This is a genomic window from Streptomyces sp. WI03-4A, from assembly GCF_033792105.1.
Classification (GTDB): domain Bacteria; phylum Actinomycetota; class Actinomycetes; order Streptomycetales; family Streptomycetaceae; genus Streptomyces; species Streptomyces collinus_A.
In genome coordinates, this window is the sequence record NZ_JARAUO010000009.1 from 42532 (window position 1) to 61783 (window position 19252).

A 19252-nucleotide genomic window follows, 5' to 3' on the forward strand; every position below is an offset into this window, starting at 1 on the left:
CGGTCTTGCCACTACGTCGCACGAATGGTTCAGTGGCTCATCCACTGACCACGACGAGCACTTGGCCGGGGTACGGCAGGCTCTTCCGGACGTGTGCAGGTGTGCCGGCGGCGTCCGGTCCGGAACCGCGCCGGCGGGTGTCACAGCGGTGCCTTCCCCGTCGTGCGCGACCGCAGCGCGGGCCGTGCCACGGAGTAGGGAGCCCGAGGTGATGTCCCAGAATCCAGCGCCGACGCCCGGCGGTCACGGTCCGCGGCCGTTCCATCCGAGCCCCGGCCCCGGCCCAGGCTCCGGCTCCGGCTCCGGCTCCGGCTCCGGCTCCGGCTCCGGCGCGATGCCAGACACCACGCCCGGCGACGGTGACCGGGCCCGTCAGTGGCCCTTCGTCGGCCGTGAGACGGAGCTGGCGGCCTTCCGCACCCACCTGTCGGCCGACGGCGTCGGGGCCCTGCTGGTGGACGGGCCCGCCGGTGTGGGCAAGTCCCGGCTCGCGGAGGAGTGCCTGACCCTGGCCGCACGGGCGGGTCACCGCACCGAACGCGTGACCGCCGGTGGGGGCGACACCGTGCTCCCGCTGGGGGCCCTCGGCCATCTGCTGCCGCCCGAGGCACCCGGACACGATCCGGCGCGGCTGTTCCGTACCGCCATGGCGGCGTTCGACGGGCGCGCCGACGGCGGGCGGCGGCGACGCGTGGTGATCTGGGTGGACGACCTTCCGCTGCTGGACAACGCGTCGGCCGTGCTCCTCGGTCATCTCGTCCGGGCGGGAACCGTGTTCCTGCTGGGTACGGTGCGCACTCCCGCCCCGCCGTCGGACGTGGTCGACTCCTTCGCGCTCGGTGACTCCACCCGGCGTCTGGAGGTCGCGGCCTTCGCTGCCGGTGAGACCGCCGAGGTGCTGCGCGCGGCCCTCGGGGGCCCGGTGGAGCACGCGAGCGTGCGCACCCTGGCCGACCACTCCCGCGGCAACCTCCTGTTGCTGCGGGAACTGGTCAACGGTGGCCTGGCCGCGGGGCGGCTGGTGCACGACAACGGCCTGTGGCGGCTCATCGGCGCTCCGGCGCAGCCGCCGCGGCTGACGGCCGTCGTCACGAACCGGCTCAAGGGGCTCGGCGCGCGCCGGCGTCACGTCCTGGAGCTGCTGGCACTGTGCGGTCCGCTGCCGCTGGCCGCTCTCGCGGGGACGCGCCGGCAGCAGGAGGACGTGGAGGCGCTGGAGGAAGCGGGACTGGTCCGTGTCCGCACGGAGGGGCGGCGCACCGTCTGCGCCCTGGACCACCCGCTGTTCGGGCAGGTGGTGCGGCACGGCATCCCCGCCGACCGGCGCGTCGCCGTGTACCGTGCGCAGGCGGCCCGGCTGGCCGCGCTCGGCACCCGGCGCCGCGAGGACGCGCTGCGGCTGGCCTCGTGGCGGCTGGCCGCCGGTCTGACCGTCGGCCTCGACGTCCTGCTGCCCGCGGCTCGCATCGCCCGGCACGTCCGCGACTATCCCACCCTGCTCAGGCTGCTCGACGGCGTCCCGGCGCACGAGGCGGTCCTCGAGGTGTGGCTGCTGCGCGGCGAGGCCCACCACCACACGGGTGACTGGGCGGCCGCCGAGGAGTGTCTCGTCACGGCGGAGGGCCTGGCCGAGCGTGACGAGGACCTGGTGACCGTGGTGATGGAACGCACCCAGAACCTGTTCTGGGGGTTCGCGGACACCCGGCGGACCCTGGAGGTCAACGCGCGTGCCGCCGCACGGCTGGACGCGGTCGGGCGCCGTGTGCTCCGGATCAACGAGGCCGGCTACCGGCTCTACGCGGGCCGTGTCCCCGACGCCCTGCGCCTGCTGTCCGACGCGGAGGACGTCGCCGTACCGCGGTTGCGGATGTGGGCCCAGCTCCAGCGGTCGCTCGCGCTCTGTTATGCCGGGCGCGCCGACGAGGCGGCCCGGCTGGCGCGCGCGGTGCACGAGGAGCTGATCGCCGCCGAGCGTGCCCAACTGCCGGGGTGTGCCTCGTCGCACGCCAGCGGGCCGGCCATCTACCGTGTCGCGGCGCTGACCGAAGCGGGGCGTGGGCAGGAGGCACGCGCGGTGGGCCGGGAGGCGTTCGACCAGGCCGTGGCGGCGCGGGCACTGGCGCCGCAGATCTGGCTGGCGGCCCATCTCGGCCGGTGCGAGCTGGTCGCGGGGCATCTCCCGCTGGCGCGGGACTGGTTCACCGAGGCGCTGGGTTTGGCGCGCAGCCACGGTTTCCGGCGGGCGGCCGTGTTCGCCGGCGCGGGTCTGGCCGCGGTGCACGCCCAGGCGGGCCGCGAGGCGGAGGCCGTAAGGGAACTCGCCGCGCTGGACGGCGACCAACTGCAAGTGCAGCAGGCGGCGTTGTTCCTGCAGCAGCTCGCGGTCGCCTGGCTGAGCGCCCTTCGCGGGGCCCGGGAGCCGGCGGTCCGGGTGCTCGTCGAGGCGGCCGGACGAGCGCGGGAGGCCGGGATGGCCGCCTACGAGGGCTGGCTGCTGACCGACGCCGCCAGGCTCGGCGCCGCCGCACTGGTCCGGGTGCGGCTGACCCAGCTCGCGGCGCGGAGTGAGGGTCCGCTCGCCGGGGTCCGGGCCCAGCTCGCCGCGGCGCTCGCCGCGCGGGACCACCGCGCGCTGCGCGGGACGGCCGAGCGGTTGGAACGACTGGGTATCGACATGGCCGGGGCGGAGGCCGCCCGCGAGGCCTCGGCTCTCGCGGCCGCGGTGGACGAGGCCAAGGCGGCCACCTATGCCGCCGTGTTGTCCCGGCGTCTCCTCGACCGTTGCGGCACCGACCGCGTCAGCACCGAGCGCGTCGGCACGCCGTCCCGGCAGCGTCCCGAGATCCGGCCGCTGACGCGCCGCGAGCGGGACGTCGTACGGCTGGCGGTGGAGGGGCTGAGCAGTCAGGAGATCGCCGACCGGCTGGTGCTGTCGGTGCGGACGGTGGACAACCATCTGCACCGGGCGTACGCGAAGGTCGGGGTGTCCTCACGGCACGAACTCACCTCGGCCGTACGGTCCTTCGAGGCGACGCGGGCCGACGCGCCGGCCCGGCCGGCTCACTGACCGGCGCGGGTCCGGACCGGTGCCGCGGGCGCCGGCCCCGGGTACAGCACGGCCCGCATCCCGCGGACGTCCCTGACCCCGAGTTTCGCGCGGATCCGGTGCAGGTGGTTGACGACGGTGCGTACCGCGAGGGACAGCTGCCGGGCCGTCTCCTCCTGGGTGAGGCCGGCGGTCGCGGCCAGGGCGACCTGGAGTTCCCGCCCGGTCAGCAGGGCACGCGCGTCAGGATCCACCAGGCCCGGCGTCCTGGCGGCGCTGCCCGCCGGGTCCGTCAGGTCGCACACGCGCCCCCTGGTCCGGCGAGCCGCGTCCGGAGCAGGGGTGCGCAGGTGCGCGGCGGTGGCCGCGTTCCAGGCCTCCGCCGCGAGCAGCCGGGCGCCCAAGCGCTCCAGCCCGGCGGCGCACGCCTCCATCGCGGTGCCGTCGTCGGAGGCCGTCGTGCGCGCGAAGTCGGCGCGGGCGCCGGTCAGCGCGCTGTCGGAGGACGCGGCGAGCCGGGCGAGGGGGGCCACGGCCTCCCGTGCGCCGCCGAGCCGGGCCACGTCGCACCACAGATGGGACTGGCTGGTGCGCATGCCTCGCCGGGCGGCGTCCTCGGCGGCCTCCCGCAACCGCTGCCGGGCTTCGGCGATCCGTCCCGTGGCCGCCGCGAGCCAGGCGCCGGCGAGGGCTTGCTCCGGCCGCCACCACGCGCCGTCGCCCAGCTCCTGGGCCTCCCGCCACCGGCGTTCGGCCTCGGCGACGTCGGCGCGTACGGCGGCGACGAGGGCCAGTCCGCAGGTTCCCGCCCAGGCCCCGGACCGCAGCCCCGCCTCCCGGGCGTGGGCCAGCGCGCTCGCGTACCAGATCCGCGACTCGTCGAGCCGGCCCTGGAGGTAGTACGTCCATCCCAGGTGCTCGGCCAGCCAGGTCTGCGCTCTCAGCGCCCCGGCATCCACGGCCCGGTCGTAGCCGTGCTCGGCCAGCCGGCCGGCCGCCCGGAGTGCTCCGGACTCGGCCAGGGCACGGGCCTGGGCGCCGATCAGCAGGGCGGGGTGCGCGAGGGTGTCCGTGCCGGGCGTCGGCGGGCCCGGCCACGGTCGCCGGGCGAGGTGGGCCGCCGCCTCCGTCAGGCCCGATTCCCTCAGGCAGTGGCTGCGGGCCAGTTGGGCGAGGTGGTGGGCCGGGCCCGGTGCGTGGGCGGGCATGCCGGTCAGGACCCGCAGGGCCCCGGTGATGTCGCCCATTCGGCATCTCAGCGCGGATTCAACGGCGTCCAGGACCGCCGTCTCGGGCGCGCCGGGGCAGGCCCGCCGAGCCTCGGCAGCGGCCGACAGGGCCTCCGCGGCGCTCATCCGCCCTACGGCCAGGTGCTGTACGTGCAGCGCGGTGGCCGCGACCCGGTCGGCAGGTGAGGTGGCGTCCCGCGCCGCCCGTTCCAGCGCGGCCTCGGCCTCCTGACAGTGACCGCGTTCGAAGAGCTGTTCGGCGAGGGTCAGCACGCTGTGCGGGCCGGGTCGCAGGCGGGGAAGTTCACGGGCCAGCCGCAGGGCGGTGTCGTGGTCCGGGGTACGCCGGGCCACGGCGACGGCGTCCTCCACGTCGGCCTCGTCGAGGGGCTCGGCCGCGTCCGCGCGCCAGCGCACGATGTCCAGCAGGACGCCCGGGTGCGTGCGCAGGTGCCGGGAGCGCGCCGCCTCCTCCCGCAGGATGCGGCGCACCCGCTGGCTGGGCAGGCGGGACCGCAGCACCTCACCGTGCAGGGCACTGCACAGCTCCACCTGCGTGTACGGTCCGCTGGGCACCAGGCGCACCCAGCCCTCCTCGGCGAGTCGCCCGAGGTCGGCGTGGCGTGCCGGGTCCAGGGTGAGGCGCCCGCACACCGACACGCGTTCCAGGAACTCCGCGTGCCGCGCGGAGAGACGGCGCAGCCGGCTCTCCACCAGGGCGCGGAGCCGGGAGGTCGCCGTGAGCGGGCCGGTGAGGCGCCACACCAGACCGTCGTGCGCCAGCACGCCCCGCCGCAGCGCGCCGTCCAGCACCTCCTCCAGCTCGCGCGGCCGTCCCCCGCTGGCCTGGCGGAACAGGCGTACGGTACGGCGTTCCACCGCACCGCCCAGCGCGTGCCGCAGCAGTTGGTCGACCACGTCCAGGGGCAGGGGCTGAAGGCGTACGGGAAGGAGACCATGCTCCCGCCAGGGCAGGGGGCCCTGGGGCTCGGCGGTGACCACCAGCGAGACGCGGCCTTCGTGCATCAGTGCGGCGAGCATCCGGGCGGAGGCGTCGTCCAGGTGAGGGGCGTCGTCCAGGAAGAGGACCGGCCGGGGCCGCCCCGGCCCCGGCGCAAGCGGGGCCGACAGGCCGGGCGTGCCGTCCGGGCCGGGTCCGAGCACGGGCGCCAGGGCGCCCAGGGGTATGGACCGGGCGGCGGGGGTGGCCGCCGCCTCGAGACACGGGTGGCCCCGGCGCCCGGCCTCGGACCAGCACTCCCGCGCCAGTCTGCTGCGTCCGGTCCCGAAGGGCCCGGTCACCAGGACCCCGGCGCGGTGCGGGTCCCCGAGGGCGCGGTTCGCCTCGGCGAGTTCCCGGGCACGGCCGAGCAACGGCCAGGGCTGGGCCCGCGTGCCATCGTGAGTCCCGCTCATCGGTTTCCTGCGCTTCGGTGACGTCGGCTTCCACATGGCCGTTGCGAGGTTCGGCGGCCCCTCGGCCGAGACGGGCGTCACCCGTCGTGCGGGCGTCGGCCGAATCGCCGCTCCGGCGTGACTGTCGCACATGCGCGGGCCGCGCGGAAGGCGGCCGACGGCCGGGGCGGCTGCCGGCCGGGGAACACCGTAGCGTCCCGTCAGGGAGCCCTGGTGTGGAGCCGCCGCGGCCGGAAGGCGTCGCGGCCGGTACGGCGGAGGGGTCCGTCCCGTCAGGTGGCGCCGTCGGCGCACGTCATGAGCAGCTGCAACTCACGGCGGTTGGCCGCGCCGATCTTGCGGTAGACGCGGGAGAGCGTGTTCCCGACCGTGCGCACCGACAGACACAGACGCTCCGCGATCTCCTTGTCCTGCAGACCGCGGGAGGCGAGCCCGGCGATGGTCCGCTCCCGGTGGGAGAGCGGGGCCGGCCGGCCCAGGAAGCGCAGCGGAGGGGTTTCCACCGGCCCGCACCGGAGGAGCAGTTCGCGGGCCTGCGCGGTGGCGGCGGTCGCCGCCTTCGCGCTTCCGAGTCGTTCGTGCAACCGGGCCTGTTCGGCGTACGCCTCGGCGGCGAACAGGAAGGCGCCCAGTTCGGCGAAGGTCGCGGCCGCCTCTCCCATGAGCCTGGGGTCCGACGCCTCGTACGCCCACACGTAGTCCGCCCTGGCCACCAGGAAGGCTCCCTCCAGGTGCAGCTCGGTGTGCGCGACTCCGGGGCCCGGCAGGGCGAGTCGCGCGCACTCGTGCAGTCCGGTCACGGCGTCGGCGTGCGCCCCCTCGGCCATGGCGGCGGTCACCGCGTCGTGCAGGATCCGGGTGGCCGCCCGCGGTTCTCCCTGCTCATGGTGGCGCCGCGCGCGCACCACGGCCAGGAACACGGCGCAGTGTCCGGCCTCGTCCATGGTCAGCCCCTCGGGCAGCGGGTCGGCCGGCCGCCGGTCGGCGGGCAGCGCGGTCGCTGCCAGAGCGGCGTGGATCCCCGCCTTGACCTGCCACTGCCGCCAGCCCACGCGGTAACTGGAGGTGAACGTGGCGCACTTCAGGGACCCCTCGATGATGCCCCGGTCGTAGAGAAGATGGCCCAGCGCCAGGCCCCGCTGTGCCTCGACGCGGACGTGGTACTTCTCCAGCGCCTGCGTGTACTCGCGCCAGTAGATCCCCTCGGCCTCGTCCAGCCGGCCGCAGTAGTGCAGGGCGGAGGCGTGCAGTTCCTCCAGCGAGTCGGCGTGGAACCGCGTCGGCCCGCCGGGCGTACGCTCCAGCTCCGCGCGCAGCGTGTGGTACAGCGACAGCGCCTGCCGGGGCAGGCCCATGTGGCACATCGACCCCATCATGATGAGCCCTGCCTCCAGGGCGTGCGCCTCCGGCCCGTTCCGCCGCAGCGCCTCGGCGCCCGCCCGCGCCCGGGCGAACCTGCCCTGGAAGTAGTCGGACACCATGCGGTAGTAGGCCTGTTCGCCCTCCGGGAGCTGGGGCAGCACGGTGTGCAGCTCCGCGTAGCGCCCTTGCAGGAACAGTCCGCGTGCCTCGGCCTCCCGCAGGGCATGGGCGTAGGCGGGGCCACGGCTGCGCACGCCGGTGACGAAGGAGGCGAGCCCTTCGAAGTCGGCGGCGGCGGTCAGCGCGCGGGCGTGCAGTTCGGCCGCCGCCCGGGTCGGATAGTGCTGCCAGCCTGCCTTGGTGAGCTGGACGGCGCTCGGCAGTGCCTGCTCGCGCAGACTCTGTTCGATCGCCCGGTCCAGCAGTTCGCGTGGCGGCGTCTCCAGCGCGTCCAGATGCCAGTGGGCCAGCCGGAGGCAGTCGTCGTGCTCGATGAGTTCGGCCGGGCCGTGGGCGTCCAGCCAGTCCCTCAGCAGCCGACGGCGGCGCAGTGCGGGCAGTGAGCAGGACAGGGCGTGGCGGATCAGGGCGTGCGCGATCCGCACACGCGGACGGCCCGGTCCGTCACCGGCGTCCTCGACGATGCGCAGGAGGTTGCGCTGCTCCAGCCGTTCCAGCCGCAGGGCGTCGCAGAACATCTCCACGGAGGCCAGGCGGGGCTCGCCGGCCAGAGCGACCAGTTCGAGGATCTCCCTGTCGGCCTGGCTGAGTGCGCCCAGTTCCGGATCGATCATCTCGAGCACGGAGACCGGCAGCGGGAGCCGCGCGTCGGTGAAGTGCCAACTGCCTTCGGCGCGCGTGACCATACGCTGCTCGACGGCCGCGCGGGTGACTTCGAGCAGCAGGCGCGGGTTGCCCTCGCACATCCGGGCCAGCCGGGCCGCGCTGCTCTGGCCGAGGCCCCCGCTCAGCAGCGAGTCGGTCAACTGCTTGACGTCCGCGGCTTCGAGAGGCCGCAGGTCCATGCGGACCAGACCGCTGTCGCACCACAGCGCCCGGATGCCGGGGGGCAGTGCGGTGCCGTCGCTGGTGACCGAGACAAGCAGCTTGACGGACGGGTGGCGGGCGGCCTCGTTGAGGAGGGGCAGCAGCGCCGGCGCCAGCAGGTCGGCGTCGTCCACGCTCACCAGCCAGGATCCCGCTCGGGGCCGCTCCAGGGAGCCGAGCAGTTCGGTCAGCGCGCGTGCGGTGGCGGGGATGGCGGGAGGCGCGCCGTGCGGGCGCGACGCGGTGCCGCCGGAGGCGGCGGACGCGACGTCCGCACGGCCGTGGAGGCTGACGGTCCGCCGGTCGCCGGCGAGGCCCTGGGCCTCGTGCAGCAGGCGGGTCTTCCCGATACCGGCCGGGCCGGCGACGAGGACGCCGTGTGCCCGGTGCTCGGACGTCATGATCCGGCGGATCTGTTCCAGTTCACCCACCCTGCCGACGAACGTGGGATCGGTGGTGAGACACGGAACGGTGCCGGGCAGGGGGGTGCGGGGAGAGAGGGGTGAAGGCTTCATGGGTTCCTTGGTCGAAGTCATTACCCGGCCCGGCGACGTCCGGATGTCCCGCGGTGTGCGGGCCGGTGTGTCGGGCTCTCGGCTGTGCAGGTGTGGGGGGATGACGCCGGGTCCGTGGACCGCGGCGCTCGGACGGCGGCCCGAGGACGGCCGGCCGGGCCGGGCGGCGGTGGCCGTGGCCGCGCCCGCCGGCCGGGTCCGCGACCGCCCGCGGACACGTTCCGAGCCGGTGGGTCACCCCGGCTTCGGCCCCGCGCCGGCGGTCACGGCCATCCGGCCCTCCCCCGGCGCCCCATACCTCGGGGACGTGGTGGTCAGTTGGTCCCGCACAGTCTCCGTGGGCCGTGCCCGGCCGACCAGGGATGGGAACTACTCAACTTGTCCTCCGCCGCCCCTGTGCCGAAGGCGGTGGGCGGCGCTCAGGGCCATCAGGGTGGCCCCGGGCCGTGTCGGCGCCGACGGCGCGGGGGCCGTTCGCCATGCTGGGCCGGAGCGGCACCCTTCCCGGGCGACAAGGAGAACAGCATGCCGACGGACCCGGTCTCGCGATTCCTGGCGGCCCTGGACCCCGAACACCGGCAGGCCGTCGGCGACAGGCCGCGCGAGGAGCAGGAACAGCTCGCCGCGGCCTGGGAACGCGAGCTGGAGGCGGACGACGAACTCGACACCCTCGACGAGCTGTCGCCGCCGGCGGCGGAGGCCGAGGCCGCCCGCCGGGTGCTGGCACGCGAGACGGACTAGGGCGCTCGCCCCGGAGCCACCCCGCCCCGCGGCGGCGGGCGGCGCGCGAGGTGACGTCAGGGCTCCACAAGGAGCAGTACCGCGAACGCTGTTCGGGCTCTGGCGGCCGGCACCGCCGCGAGTCCGGCCACAGTCGGCGCGCCCCGGAGCAGCAGGCCCGTCGCGATGCCGCCCACGGTCCGTAGCGCGTCCCCGGAACCCGCCGGCAGCGCGCGCCGGGTGACCACCGCCATGTCGGGGCCGGGTACGACGGTGAGCAGGCCCAGGACTCCGGCGGCGGCCATGAGGTGGGTCAGCACGCCCCGCCCCTCCTCGTGGACGGGGTGACCGTCGAGCCGGTCGGCGGCGGGCCGGGGAGACAGGGGTTGCTCAGCACGGGGATTCTCCGGGCTTTCCGGTGGTACGGCTTGCGGGTGATCAGTCGCCGGTGGTGGGGGCCGTGTGGCCTGCGGCGGAGTGCGGGTGGTCTGCGGCGGGGTCCGGGTGGATTGCGGCGGAGTGCGGGTGGCCTGCGGCGGAGTGCGGGTTCGCGGCCCTGCCCTCCGTGCTCAGCAGCACGACCACCGAGGCCGCGTCGAGCCCCAGGGCCGTGCGGCGCTCTTCGAAGCCCGTTCCGGTGAGTGCGGCGCGCAGGCCGGCGAGCGCCGCCGCGCCGCACGGACCCGAGGAGACGCCCAGGGCGGCGAGACGGGCGGCCGCGCGGGCCGCGGCGGCGTCGGGGACGGCGGTCGCGGCGTCCAGGCCGCCGTGCAGGAAGGGCCAGGCGATGCCGGAGGGGGTCCCGCAGTTCAGACCCGCCATGGTGGTCTCCCCGGTGGGCACGCTGACGGGCCCGCCGCTCGCGAGGCTCTCCAGGACGCAGGCGGCGGTCTCCGGTTCCACCGACAGCAGCGCGGGCGCGGGTGCGCAGCGGCGGCTGCGATAGTGCGTGACCACGGCCTGGGCCAGTGACCCCACCCCCACCGGTACGGCGACGAGGCCGGGGCCCGGGCCGGCCCCCGCGTCCGCCAACTGCTCGTCGATCTCGGCGCACAGGGTGGAGTAACCCTCGACGATCCACGCCGGGACGCGCTCGTAGCCCGGCCAGGCGGTGTCCTGGACGAGGACCGCGTCGGGCCCTGCGGCCGCCTCGGCCGCCAGGCGGACGGCCTGGTCGTAGGCCCCCGGGACCTCGGTGACCTTCGCCTGCTCGGCGACGATGGCCGCCACGGCCTCGGGGTGCACGCCACGGGGGACGAAGACGTGGGCGTGCTGCCCGAGCCGGCGTGCCGTCCGGGCCACCGCGCGGCCGTGGTTGCCGTCGGTGGCGGTCACCAGGGTGACCTGACGCGACCCCGCCCCGTGCGCCGCTCGCTCGGCAAGGATGCGGTGGACCGCCCAGGACGCTCCCAGCGCCTTGAACGCGGGCAGGCCCAGACGGCACGACTCGTCCTTGACGAAGACGCGCCCGACACCCAGTTCCCCGGCCAGCCCGGGCAGCTCGGTCAGCGGTGTCGGGAAGTAGTCGGACAGCGCGGAGTGGAAGGCGCGGACCGCCGCGGGCGCGGGCGCGCACCGCCAGCGGCGGGCAGCGGGCCGCGCGAGCCACGGCAGCGTGCGGGAGGGGAAAGCGTTGTCGGACACACGTACAGACTCCGCCGGCTTCTACGATCGGTCCAGCGGATGTTTCCGACCTATACTCATCGGAAGAACCGACTGTTCCGCAGGGCCGTGCGGGCGGGGGAAGTGAGTGGCCCGCCCATGTTCGACCTGCACCGGCTGCGCCTGCTGCGCGAGCTCAAGCACCGGGGGACGCTCGCGGCCGTCGCCGCCGCCCTGTCCTACGCGCCGTCCTCGGTGTCCCAGCAGCTCTCCCAACTGGAGTCCGAGGTCGGCGTCCCGCTGCTCGAACCGGTCGGGCGGCGCGTCAGGCTGACCGAGCAGGCGGAGATCCTCGTCGCCCACACCGAGGCCGTTCTCGAGCGTCTGGAGCGGGCGGAGGCGGACATCGCCACCTCGCTGACCGACCTCACCGGCACCCTGCGCGTCGCCTCGTTCCAGACCGCCGCCCTCACCCTGGTCCCCACCGCGCTCGGGCTGCTGCGTGACCTGCACCCGCACCTGCGCGTCCACGTCACCCACATGGAACCAGAGCGGGCCCTGTCCGCCCTCCAGGCCCGCGACTTCGACCTCGTGCTCGCCGAGGAGTACCCGGGCAACCCCGATCCGCGGCCCGCCGAGCTCGAACAGCAGGACCTGCTCGACGACCCGCTCCGCCTCGCGGTGCCCGGAGCGGGCGGAAAGGCGGGCACCGAGACGCCGATGGCGGCGCTGCGCTCCCTCGCGGACCACCCCTGGGTGATGGAACCCGAGGGGACGGCCGCACGGCACTGGGCCATGTCCCTGTGCCGGTCCGCGGGCTTCGAGCCCGACGTCCGGTACGAGACCACCGACCTGCTGTTCCACCTGCGCCTGGTCGAACAGGACCACGCCGCCGCCTTCCTCCCCGACCTCCTCTGGAACGGACAGCAGGCGACCGTGGCGCTGCGACCGCTCCCCCGGGGCCGGCGCACGCGTCGTATCTTCACCGTGGTCCGCCGGGGCCGCAGCCGGCACCCCGCCGTCCTGGCCTGCCGCGCCGCTCTCCTGCGCGCGGTCGCGCTCCGCACCGCCCAGGTCTGAACCGTGGCCTGTCAGGGGCCGCCGGGGAGCCGGACCGTGACGACGAGGCCGCCCGTCTGACGGGGAACGAGGTCGAGGGTCCCGTCGTGGGCGCGGACGACACTGCGCACGATGGCCAGGCCGAGACCGACACCGGCGTGCTCGTCGGTGCGTACCCGCTCCGCTCCTCGCTGGAAGGGTTCGGTGAGGGTCGGTACCCGTTCCGGTGGGACCGGCGGGCCCGTGTTCTCGACCCGCAGCACGCTCGTGCCGCCCTCCGCCTCGGTGTGGACCGTCACGGCGCCGCCGGAGGGGAGGTTGTGGACGACGGCGTTCTGGACGAGGTTCGTCACCATCCGCAGCAGAAGCTCCGCGGAGCCGCTGGTCCGGGCCGTCCCTCCGGTGACGTCGAGAGTGGTCCGGCGCTGTTCGGCGAGGGGAAGCAGCGTTTCGGCGGCTTCCTCGGCGAGGAGGGAGAGGTCGACCTCCTCATGGGTGAAGTTTCCCCGGTCCCCGCGGCTGAGCAGCAGGAGCGCCTCGGTGAGGTCGATGGCCCGGGTGTTGACCGCCTGCAGGCGGTCGATGAGTTCACCCCGGTTCCGCGCGGGGTCCTTGCGGGCGACGTCGAGGAGCGTGCGCGAGATCGCCAGTGGGGTGCGCAGTTCGTGGGAGGCGTTCGCGGCGAACCTCCGCTGCTCGGCGACATGGGCGTCGAGTTGTTCCAGCATCGAGTCGAACACGTCGGAGAGTTCCCGGAACTCGTCCTGGCGGCCCTTCATCCGGATCCGGTGGGACAGCGACCCGTTCGCGGCCGTCCGCGCCGCGTCCGTGATCCGGGTGAGGGGCGCGAGCATCCGGCCGGCCAGGACCCATCCCCCGACCAGGCCGAACGCGAGCAGGAACACCATCGCCACGGCCGCGGCGGGGGCGAAGGTGCGCACGAGGAGGTAGCGGTTGGGCGAGACCCCGAGCAGCCCCTGGCTGTTGTCGGGTACGTAGCGCAGCAGGAACACCCACACCACGGCCAGCAGCAGGGCGCCCGCCACGGCGAGGAAGCCCGCGTAGCTGAGAGTGAGTTTCAGCCGGACGCTGAGCCCCGCGCGTCTACGCATGCCGGGTGCCCGGGGCCGCCGTGCCGGGACCGCCGTCGATACGGTAGCCGACACCCGGCACGGTGGCGATGACCCATGGCTCGCCGAGCCGTCTGCGCAGCGCGGACACCGTGATGCGGACGGCGTTGGTGAGCGGGTCCGCGTTCTCGTCCCAGGCCCGTTCCAGCAGCTCCTCGGCGCTGACGACCCCGCCCTCGGCCGCGACGAGGACTTCCAGTACCGCGAACTGCTTGCGGGTGAGCGCCACGTGGCGGCCGTCGCGGAAGACCTCCCGGCGGAAGGGGTCGAGCCGCAGGCCCGCGATCTCGCGGACCGGCGGCCGGGCGTACGCGCGTCGGCGGTCGAGCGCCCGCAGCCGCAGCACGAGCTCGCGCAGCTCGAACGGTTTGGTGAGGTAGTCGTCGGCGCCGAGCCCGAACCCGGACGCCTTGTCGTCGATCCGGTCGGCGGCGGTGAGCATGAGGATCGGGATGCCGCTGCCGGACGCGACGATCCGCCGGGCGACCTCGTCGCCGGAGGGGCCGGGGATGTCACGGTCGAGGACCGCGAGGTCGTAGGAGTTGACGCTGAGCAGTTCCAGGGCGGAGTGTCCGTCGCCGGCGACGTCGGCGGCGATCGCCTCCAGCCGCAGACCGTCACGGACGGCCTCCGCCAGGTAGGGCTCGTCCTCCACGATCAGTACGCGCATGTCCGAAGCCTAGGCAGCGCACCGTATCGCCGGCGTATGCGGAGCCGTGTCACACCGGACACTCGGCTCAGCTCAGGCCGCCGGTACCGGGTCGGGGCGGGACCGGTCCGAAGGCGTCCCGGCCGGAGTGCGCCACCAGCGGCGCGACGCCAGCGCGGCCAGCACGGCACCGGCGGCGTTGACCAGGACGTCGTCCACCGAGGACACCCGGTCCAGACGCAGCACGTACTGCGCGGTCTCCACCAGGGCGGAGCAGCCCGCCCCGAGCGCCAGGACCCGCGGCAGGGACGCCAGCGCCGCGCACCGCATCGGGGCGAAGAACCCCAGCGCCGCGAAGACGAGCAGGTTGCCGGCGATCCCGAGCGGCCCCATCGTCACCAGGTCCCGCAGCGGTACCAGGCTCACCCGGCCGGGGACGGCACCGGCTCCGGCACCCGGCATCATGGTCAGCCACACGAACGGCACCGTCCCGTGCACCATGCCCACCTCGGCCAGCGACGTCCGCCACGCCGACGTGTCCCCGGCGGCCCGCCGACGGGATGCGAGAGCCCACACCACCACAGCCGACAACGGCACGGCGACCAGCATCATGAGCACCACACCGTTGAAGGTGTCGTAACAGCCGTGCCATCGCCCGGCCATGCACGTCGGGGCGGACATCATGAGCGGTCTGCGCACGACGAACAGGGCGCCCGCCAGTCCGAGGACCGCCAGACTCGGGAGCACGACCCCGCGGACACGGCGGCGGGGCGGTACCGACCGCGATGATGTGTGGTTCATGCCTTCCATGGAAGACGGAAGGCGGTTGCGACGGCGTATGGGATTTCCGATACACCCGCGATACACGCAGTCCGCACCACCCGTCGTGCGGACATCTCCTGGACAACTCGCAGACGGAAACGACCCACCGAACGGAGGGCGTTTTCCCGGACAGGGGGAAAACGGGTTGCCTCACCCGTACTATCGCTGCCCTGGGACAGTTGCGCAGTTCTTCTCCGAATCGCCGCACCGCCCATAGGGGGGATCCGACCCGGCTACCGACCGAGGAGCGAAGGATGTCCGAAAGCACTGCTCGCGCGACCGAGTTGACGGCACAGTACGTCGACCAAGTCGCAGCGGACCTTGAGCGCAACGTCAAGGAACAAGACCGTATTGCCGCCGAACTCGCGGCATTGCAGGAGCAATTGGTGGCTCTGCAGCATGACCACACCGTGCTGGTGAACATGCAGCAGGCGCTCGGCCTCGTCGTCCCGGCCGTCGCACCCCGACCCGGCCCGGATGACGGAGCCGTCGTACCGTCGCCGCGGAAGAGGACCGCCGGAACAGCGACGGCCGAGAAGTCACCGGCGAAGAAGGCCACGGCCACGAAGGCGCCGGCCGAGAAGTCCGCGCCGGCCACGAAGTCGCCGGCTGACAAGGCCACGGCCACCAAGACGCCGGCTGACAAGGCCACAGCCTCGGCCACGGGCACGGGCACAGCCACCAAGGCGACGACCGACAAGGCCACCAACGCCAAAGCCACGAACGTCAAGGCCACGGCCACCAAGGCACCGGCCGTGAAGTCGGCGGCCAAGCGGGCGCCGGCCAGGAAGTCGACGGTGAACAAGGCGGCCGGCAAGAAGGCGACAGGAGAGGCGACGGCGGCGAAGGCCGCCCGGCCGACACTGATCGATCTCGTCCTCAAGCACCTGACGGGTCAGCAGGAACCGCGCTCCGCCGCGGAAGTGGCCCAGGCGCTCGACCGGGAACACCCCGAGCGCGGTGTCCAGGCCACCGTGGTGCGCACCTCGTTGGAGAACCTGGTGGCCAAGAACAAGGCGCAGCGCAGCAAGCAGGGCACGTCCGTCTTCTACACCGCCGGGGCGGTGACCGACTGAGCCTTTACTTCGCCGGGGATCATGACCGAAACTTGTACGCCCCACGTACTCATCCGGTTCATGAGACGGTGCCCCACCCCGCCTCCACCCTCAGGTGAAGGACACCCATGCGACGCTCCACCTTGTTCACGCGCCTGTGCGGAATCGCCTCCCTGGGCTGCGCCGCACTTGCCCTGATCCTGGTGTTCGCACGCTACGACGCCCCCGCCCCGCGCTGGGACATCCTGGCGGCCCTCGGGGCGGGCGCCGTCACCGCCGGTGCCTGGGTGCTCGCCTGCCGGGCGGCGCCGCTCCTCGGGCCTTCGACGGCCCCGGCCGTTCCCGGACCGCGGGCCGAGGTGCCACCGCCGCCGCGCCGGCTCCCGTCGCCGGCGCGGGACACCGGCCGTACGGCGGGCGCCGTCCTGCTCCTGGTGACGCCGCTCGTCCTCGCCCGGCTGGCGGCCGGTTCGGGCGGGGTGCTCTCCGGGGTGGTGATCCTGCTCGTCGCCGTGTCGACGGTGAAGACCCTCGGCTTCGCGCGCCGCCGGGTCAGCCAGGCCGACGTACGCGCCAAGCTGCGGGTGCTGTCGGAGGACGCCGGGCGGAGCGAACTGCACGCCGTGCGCGTGCGGGTGGGGGAACCCGTCCGCATGCGTCACCTGGAGCGGGGCGACAAGCCCGGCCAGGTGAGCGCCACGCAGTACCACTGGATCGTCCTGCGTGCCGACGGGCGGGAGCTCAAGCTGGCCGCTCCCTGCGAGGAGGTGGGCAGGGCCGCCCTGTGTCTCGACGGCCGGGAAGGCTGGCTGTGCTGGCCGCAGCGGTGGAAGCTGATCGAGGCGGAACTGCCCGCCGCGTTCGTGGCGGACAGCGGCGAGGTGCTGACGGGGCTCTCCGACCCGGACGAGGCACGCCCGTACCTCAGGGCCGCCGTCCACCCGCCCGCCGCGGACCGTCCCGTCCGGCGGCTCCCCAGGACCGCCAAGTTCTCCGCCCCCGTGCACATCCCCATGCTCGGCGGCGCCCTGCTCGCCGCGCTGCTCGCCGCCCCGGTCCTGTACGTCGGCCCGGACCGGCTGCCCTGGGCCCTCGACTGGCTGCTGTGCGCCCTGGCCGCGGCCTCGGTCGTCGTGTTCCCGCTGCGCGGGCTCGGAGCGGCGAGTGCGGCCCTGCCGAAGGGGGTGTCCTGGACGGTGCGGGAGGAGTCGGACCCGTCGATCGCCTGAGCCGGACCGCACCACGGCGTCGTCACTCCGGGTCGTCGGGGTCCGGGCAGCACACCGGCACGCGCTGGACGGTGTTGTTGGCGAAGCCGCCCCGGTTCCAGGGCTGGTCCAGTGGCTGGGTGTTGCCCGTCTCGTCGCGGGCGCGTGCGCTGAGCACGTGGTCGCCGGGTACGGCGAACCAGCCGCAGGTCCACCGGCGCCAGGCCCAGCGGTGCCCGCGGTCGGGTTCCAGCTCGGCCTGCCGCCAGGTCGCGCCGTCGTCGGTGCTGACCTCCACCGACGTCACCGGGGCACGGCCCGACCAGGCCCGGCCCTCGAGGAGCACCGGGCCGGGCGGCACCACCCGCGTGCGGGACATGAAGTCGGGGAAGCCCGGCGGTGTCAGCAGCGCCCGGGGCACGATGCGGGTGACCGGCTCGCCCGCCTCCTCCGGCCGCTGCCTGATCCGGTAGGCGACGGACTGCTGGAAGCCGGTGAAGGGTGCGTCGACGACGGTGACCGCGCGCAGCCACTTCACCTGGGCCATCCCGTACCAGCCGGGCACCACGAGACGCAGTGGCCTGCCGTGCTGGGGCGGCAGGGGTGCTCCGTTCATGGCGTAGGCCACGAGCACGACCGGCTCGTCGGCGGTGGCGACGTCGACGGGCAGGCCACGCTCGTAGTCCTGCTCGACACCGCGCTCCACTCCGTGATCGGCGCCGGTGAACACGACGTCGACCGCGTCGGAGGCGAGGCCGGCCTCGGCCAGGAGCAGCCGCAGGGGCACCCCGGTCCACTCCGCCGTGCCCACCGCTTCCACCAGCCACGGCTGGCTCACCGGCCGCGGTGACAGCAGGGCCCTGCCGTTGCCCGCGCACTCCAGGGTCACGCGGGTGGTGACGGCCGGGCGGGTGCGCAGTTCCTCCACGGAGAGGTCAAGCGCGCGGCGGACGCGGCCGCCCACCGTCAGCCGCCACGCGGTCTCGTCCGGCGCGTACGGGATGTCGTAGTGGGTCAGCACGTAGTGCAGGCCGGGCGGCGTCACGTCATAGCGCAGGGCCTCCAGTGGCAGCCCGTGGTTGCGGGCGGCCAGCGCCAGCTCGTCCTGCCCCAGCCCCTCGCCTGTGGCGGCCAGCCGGGCAGGAGCGCTCACGTCGGAGAGCCGGCGCCCCATGCTCCGATTATTCGCCTCACCCGCCGCTCGCGCACGGGCGGCGGGTGAGGCGTTCTACCGGAGCCACGGCCGCCTCGCCTCGGCGGTCGCCGGCCTCGCCCACCGCGCCGCCCGGACCCTCCCCTGCTTCAGGTCCCGCTGGGGCAGGCGCAGGCCGAGTGCGGTGTCCAGGGCGTGGAAGAACAGCTCGAACTCGTCGGTCAGTTCGGGGTGGTCCAGTTCGGCCCGGCGTATCGCCTGGTTCAGGAAGTCGAGCCGGCCGCCGCGGTAGAAGGGTGCGCGGCCGCGGTCGTACCCGATCAGCTCGATCGCGCCCGCGTCGTCGGCGACCCGCTCGCCGTCGCGCGTGTGCTCGAAGGTGTAGATGGCCTTGGCGGAGCAGGCGCTCAGCAGCACGGTGTCCCTGACGCCGAGCCCGGCGAGCGCCGTGCGGTCCGCCCGGGTGCCGGGTGGCGCGTCGTGGTGCAGGAGGTACGTCCAGTCACCTTCCCGCCCGAAGCAGAGCGTCTCCCAGGGGATCTCCCCGAGGTCGCGGCCGGAGCCGTCCGTGTCGCACAGGTCCGACAGGCGGGTCCCGGCGGCGACCTGTACGGGGTCGGCCCCGTGGAGCAGGGCGATCTGCTCGGCGCTGACGTCCGCCCCGCGGAAGAAGGCGAGATGGGTGTAGGGGGCCTGGTCGCGCCAGGCGTCCGCGATCCAGGCGAGGCGCTCCAGCGGGTCGCGTCCGCACGGCCGCGCCGGCACCGTCCCCGTCCCGTCCACTCCGCCCGAGCGGAACCTGTCGCCCCATGCGGGGTCGATCCGGTCCAGCAGCCCGGCCTGGCCGGTGACCAGGTTGGCGGCCGGGCCCTGGCCCGGAGAATGGGCGACTATGTGCTCGGCGAGTCTGCGGACGGTGTCCTCGGCGGCGAAGTACAGCGCCCGGTCCAGGTCCTGGGTGGCGAAGACCTCGCGGTAGGGGTTGCGGTGGCCGCGCACCGTACCGGCCTCGTCCAGGACGAGGAAGAGGCCGCCGGGTTCGGCCACGCGTTGTGCGTACTGGTCGGGTGAGGTGCCGGTGGGCGGAAGCATGATGTCGTCGAGCAGGTCGGAACCCGCGGCCGTCCGGTGCCAGGCCCGCCTGAGTACGTGCTCCGTGATCCGCATGGTCGTCAGTATGGGGGTGGCCACTGACAACGGGCCGGACCAGGCCGAGCCGCCGCCACCGGGGGACGCCGG

13 protein-coding genes and 1 pseudogene are annotated in these 19252 nt (G+C 74.5%); 5 read left to right on the top strand and 9 right to left on the bottom strand.

All coding sequences use genetic code 11. The features are described from left to right. The first annotated feature begins 334 nt into the window (after positions 1 to 334). Complete coding sequence (locus PV343_RS12490) at positions 335 to 3067, top strand: LuxR C-terminal-related transcriptional regulator (RefSeq protein WP_319146934.1); 2733 nt, start codon at positions 335 to 337, stop codon at positions 3065 to 3067. On the opposite strand, the gene PV343_RS12495 is transcribed toward PV343_RS12490, so the two are convergent. Beyond that, the gene (locus PV343_RS12495) at positions 3061 to 5691 is read right to left on the bottom strand and encodes a helix-turn-helix transcriptional regulator (protein WP_319146935.1); all 2631 of its coding nucleotides are present in this window, start codon (positions 5689 to 5691) and stop codon (positions 3061 to 3063) included. The two genes, PV343_RS12490 and PV343_RS12495, sit on opposite strands and share 7 nt — an antisense overlap. A 272-nt stretch (positions 5692 to 5963) precedes the next feature. Beyond that, positions 5964 to 8615 (bottom strand): helix-turn-helix transcriptional regulator, encoded by a 2652-nt coding sequence (locus PV343_RS12500; protein WP_319146936.1) that lies wholly within the window; start codon positions 8613 to 8615, stop codon positions 5964 to 5966. Between the two features lie 525 nt (positions 8616 to 9140). Between PV343_RS12500 and PV343_RS12505 the strand changes: the two genes are divergently transcribed. After that, positions 9141 to 9356: a hypothetical protein gene (locus PV343_RS12505; RefSeq protein ID WP_319146937.1), complete on the top strand. Its 216-nt coding sequence runs from the start codon at positions 9141 to 9143 to the stop codon at positions 9354 to 9356. A 68-nt stretch (positions 9357 to 9424) separates the two neighbouring features. Here the strand turns inward: PV343_RS12505 and PV343_RS12510 are convergent. Together PV343_RS12510 and PV343_RS12515 are read right to left on the bottom strand one after the other, a co-directional pair. Continuing rightward, a pseudogene (locus PV343_RS12510) lies at positions 9425 to 9655 on the bottom strand (LysE family translocator); the annotation flags it as partial. A gap of 118 nt (positions 9656 to 9773) precedes the next feature. Further along, positions 9774 to 10979 carry a diaminopropionate ammonia-lyase gene (locus PV343_RS12515; RefSeq protein WP_319146938.1) on the bottom strand — a complete coding sequence of 402 codons (1206 nt, stop codon included), beginning with the start codon at positions 10977 to 10979 and terminating at the stop codon, positions 9774 to 9776. A gap of 117 nt (positions 10980 to 11096) precedes the next feature. Between PV343_RS12515 and PV343_RS12520 the strand changes: the two genes are divergently transcribed. Then, positions 11097 to 12017: a LysR family transcriptional regulator gene (locus PV343_RS12520; protein ID WP_319146939.1), complete on the top strand. Its 921-nt coding sequence runs from the start codon at positions 11097 to 11099 to the stop codon at positions 12015 to 12017. Between the two features lie 11 nt (positions 12018 to 12028). Here PV343_RS12520 and PV343_RS12525 read toward each other — a convergent pair whose 3' ends face one another. The 3 genes from PV343_RS12525 to PV343_RS12535 form a co-directional block, all read right to left on the bottom strand. Next, entirely contained in the window at positions 12029 to 13108 is a 1080-nt protein-coding gene (locus tag PV343_RS12525) for a HAMP domain-containing sensor histidine kinase (RefSeq protein ID WP_319146940.1), read from the bottom strand. Then, positions 13101 to 13796, bottom strand: a complete 696-nt coding sequence (locus PV343_RS12530) for a response regulator transcription factor (RefSeq protein ID WP_319146941.1) — start codon at positions 13794 to 13796, stop codon at positions 13101 to 13103. Before PV343_RS12530 ends, PV343_RS12525 begins: the two co-directional genes overlap by 8 nt. 72 nt (positions 13797 to 13868) lie before the next feature. Then, a complete protein-coding gene (locus PV343_RS12535; protein WP_319146942.1) occupies positions 13869 to 14576 on the bottom strand; it encodes a VanZ family protein in 708 nt (235 codons plus the stop codon). A gap of 200 nt (positions 14577 to 14776) precedes the next feature. On the opposite strand from PV343_RS12535, the gene PV343_RS12540 reads away from it, so the two are divergent. Further along, positions 14777 to 15673 carry a hypothetical protein gene (locus tag PV343_RS12540; RefSeq protein WP_319146943.1) on the top strand — a complete coding sequence of 299 codons (897 nt, stop codon included), beginning with the start codon at positions 14777 to 14779 and terminating at the stop codon, positions 15671 to 15673. Positions 15674 to 15780: 107 nt separating this feature from the next. Beyond that, the gene (locus PV343_RS12545) at positions 15781 to 16881 is read left to right on the top strand and encodes a hypothetical protein (protein WP_319146944.1); all 1101 of its coding nucleotides are present in this window, start codon (positions 15781 to 15783) and stop codon (positions 16879 to 16881) included. A 22-nt stretch (positions 16882 to 16903) separates the two neighbouring features. Here the strand turns inward: PV343_RS12545 and PV343_RS12550 are convergent, their stop codons facing one another. Continuing rightward, complete coding sequence (locus PV343_RS12550) at positions 16904 to 18034, bottom strand: sulfite oxidase (RefSeq protein WP_319146945.1); 1131 nt, start codon at positions 18032 to 18034, stop codon at positions 16904 to 16906. 54 nt (positions 18035 to 18088) lie between these two features. Further along, the gene (locus PV343_RS12555; RefSeq protein WP_319146946.1) at positions 18089 to 19180 is read right to left on the bottom strand and encodes a hypothetical protein; all 1092 of its coding nucleotides are present in this window, start codon (positions 19178 to 19180) and stop codon (positions 18089 to 18091) included. Positions 19181 to 19252 lie beyond the last annotated feature (72 nt).

Bases quoted from the DNA above. Each gene is read 5' to 3' on its own strand.
- PV343_RS12490 (WP_319146934.1), top strand. From the start codon at position 335: ATGCCAGACACCACGCCCGGCGACGGTGACCGGGCCCGTCAGTGGCCC.
- PV343_RS12495 (WP_319146935.1), bottom strand. From the start codon at position 5,691: ATGAGCGGGACTCACGATGGCACGCGGGCCCAGCCCTGGCCGTTGCTC.
- PV343_RS12500 (WP_319146936.1), bottom strand. From the start codon at position 8,615: ATGAAGCCTTCACCCCTCTCTCCCCGCACCCCCCTGCCCGGCACCGTT.
- PV343_RS12505 (WP_319146937.1), top strand. From the start codon at position 9,141: ATGCCGACGGACCCGGTCTCGCGATTCCTGGCGGCCCTGGACCCCGAA.
- PV343_RS12520 (WP_319146939.1), top strand. From the start codon at position 11,097: ATGTTCGACCTGCACCGGCTGCGCCTGCTGCGCGAGCTCAAGCACCGG.
- PV343_RS12525 (WP_319146940.1), bottom strand. From the start codon at position 13,108: ATGCGTAGACGCGCGGGGCTCAGCGTCCGGCTGAAACTCACTCTCAGC.
- PV343_RS12530 (WP_319146941.1), bottom strand. From the start codon at position 13,796: ATGCGCGTACTGATCGTGGAGGACGAGCCCTACCTGGCGGAGGCCGTC.
- PV343_RS12535 (WP_319146942.1), bottom strand. From the start codon at position 14,576: ATGAACCACACATCATCGCGGTCGGTACCGCCCCGCCGCCGTGTCCGC.
- PV343_RS12545 (WP_319146944.1), top strand. From the start codon at position 15,781: ATGCGACGCTCCACCTTGTTCACGCGCCTGTGCGGAATCGCCTCCCTG.
- PV343_RS12550 (WP_319146945.1), bottom strand. From the start codon at position 18,034: ATGGGGCGCCGGCTCTCCGACGTGAGCGCTCCTGCCCGGCTGGCCGCC.
- PV343_RS12555 (WP_319146946.1), bottom strand. From the start codon at position 19,180: ATGCGGATCACGGAGCACGTACTCAGGCGGGCCTGGCACCGGACGGCC.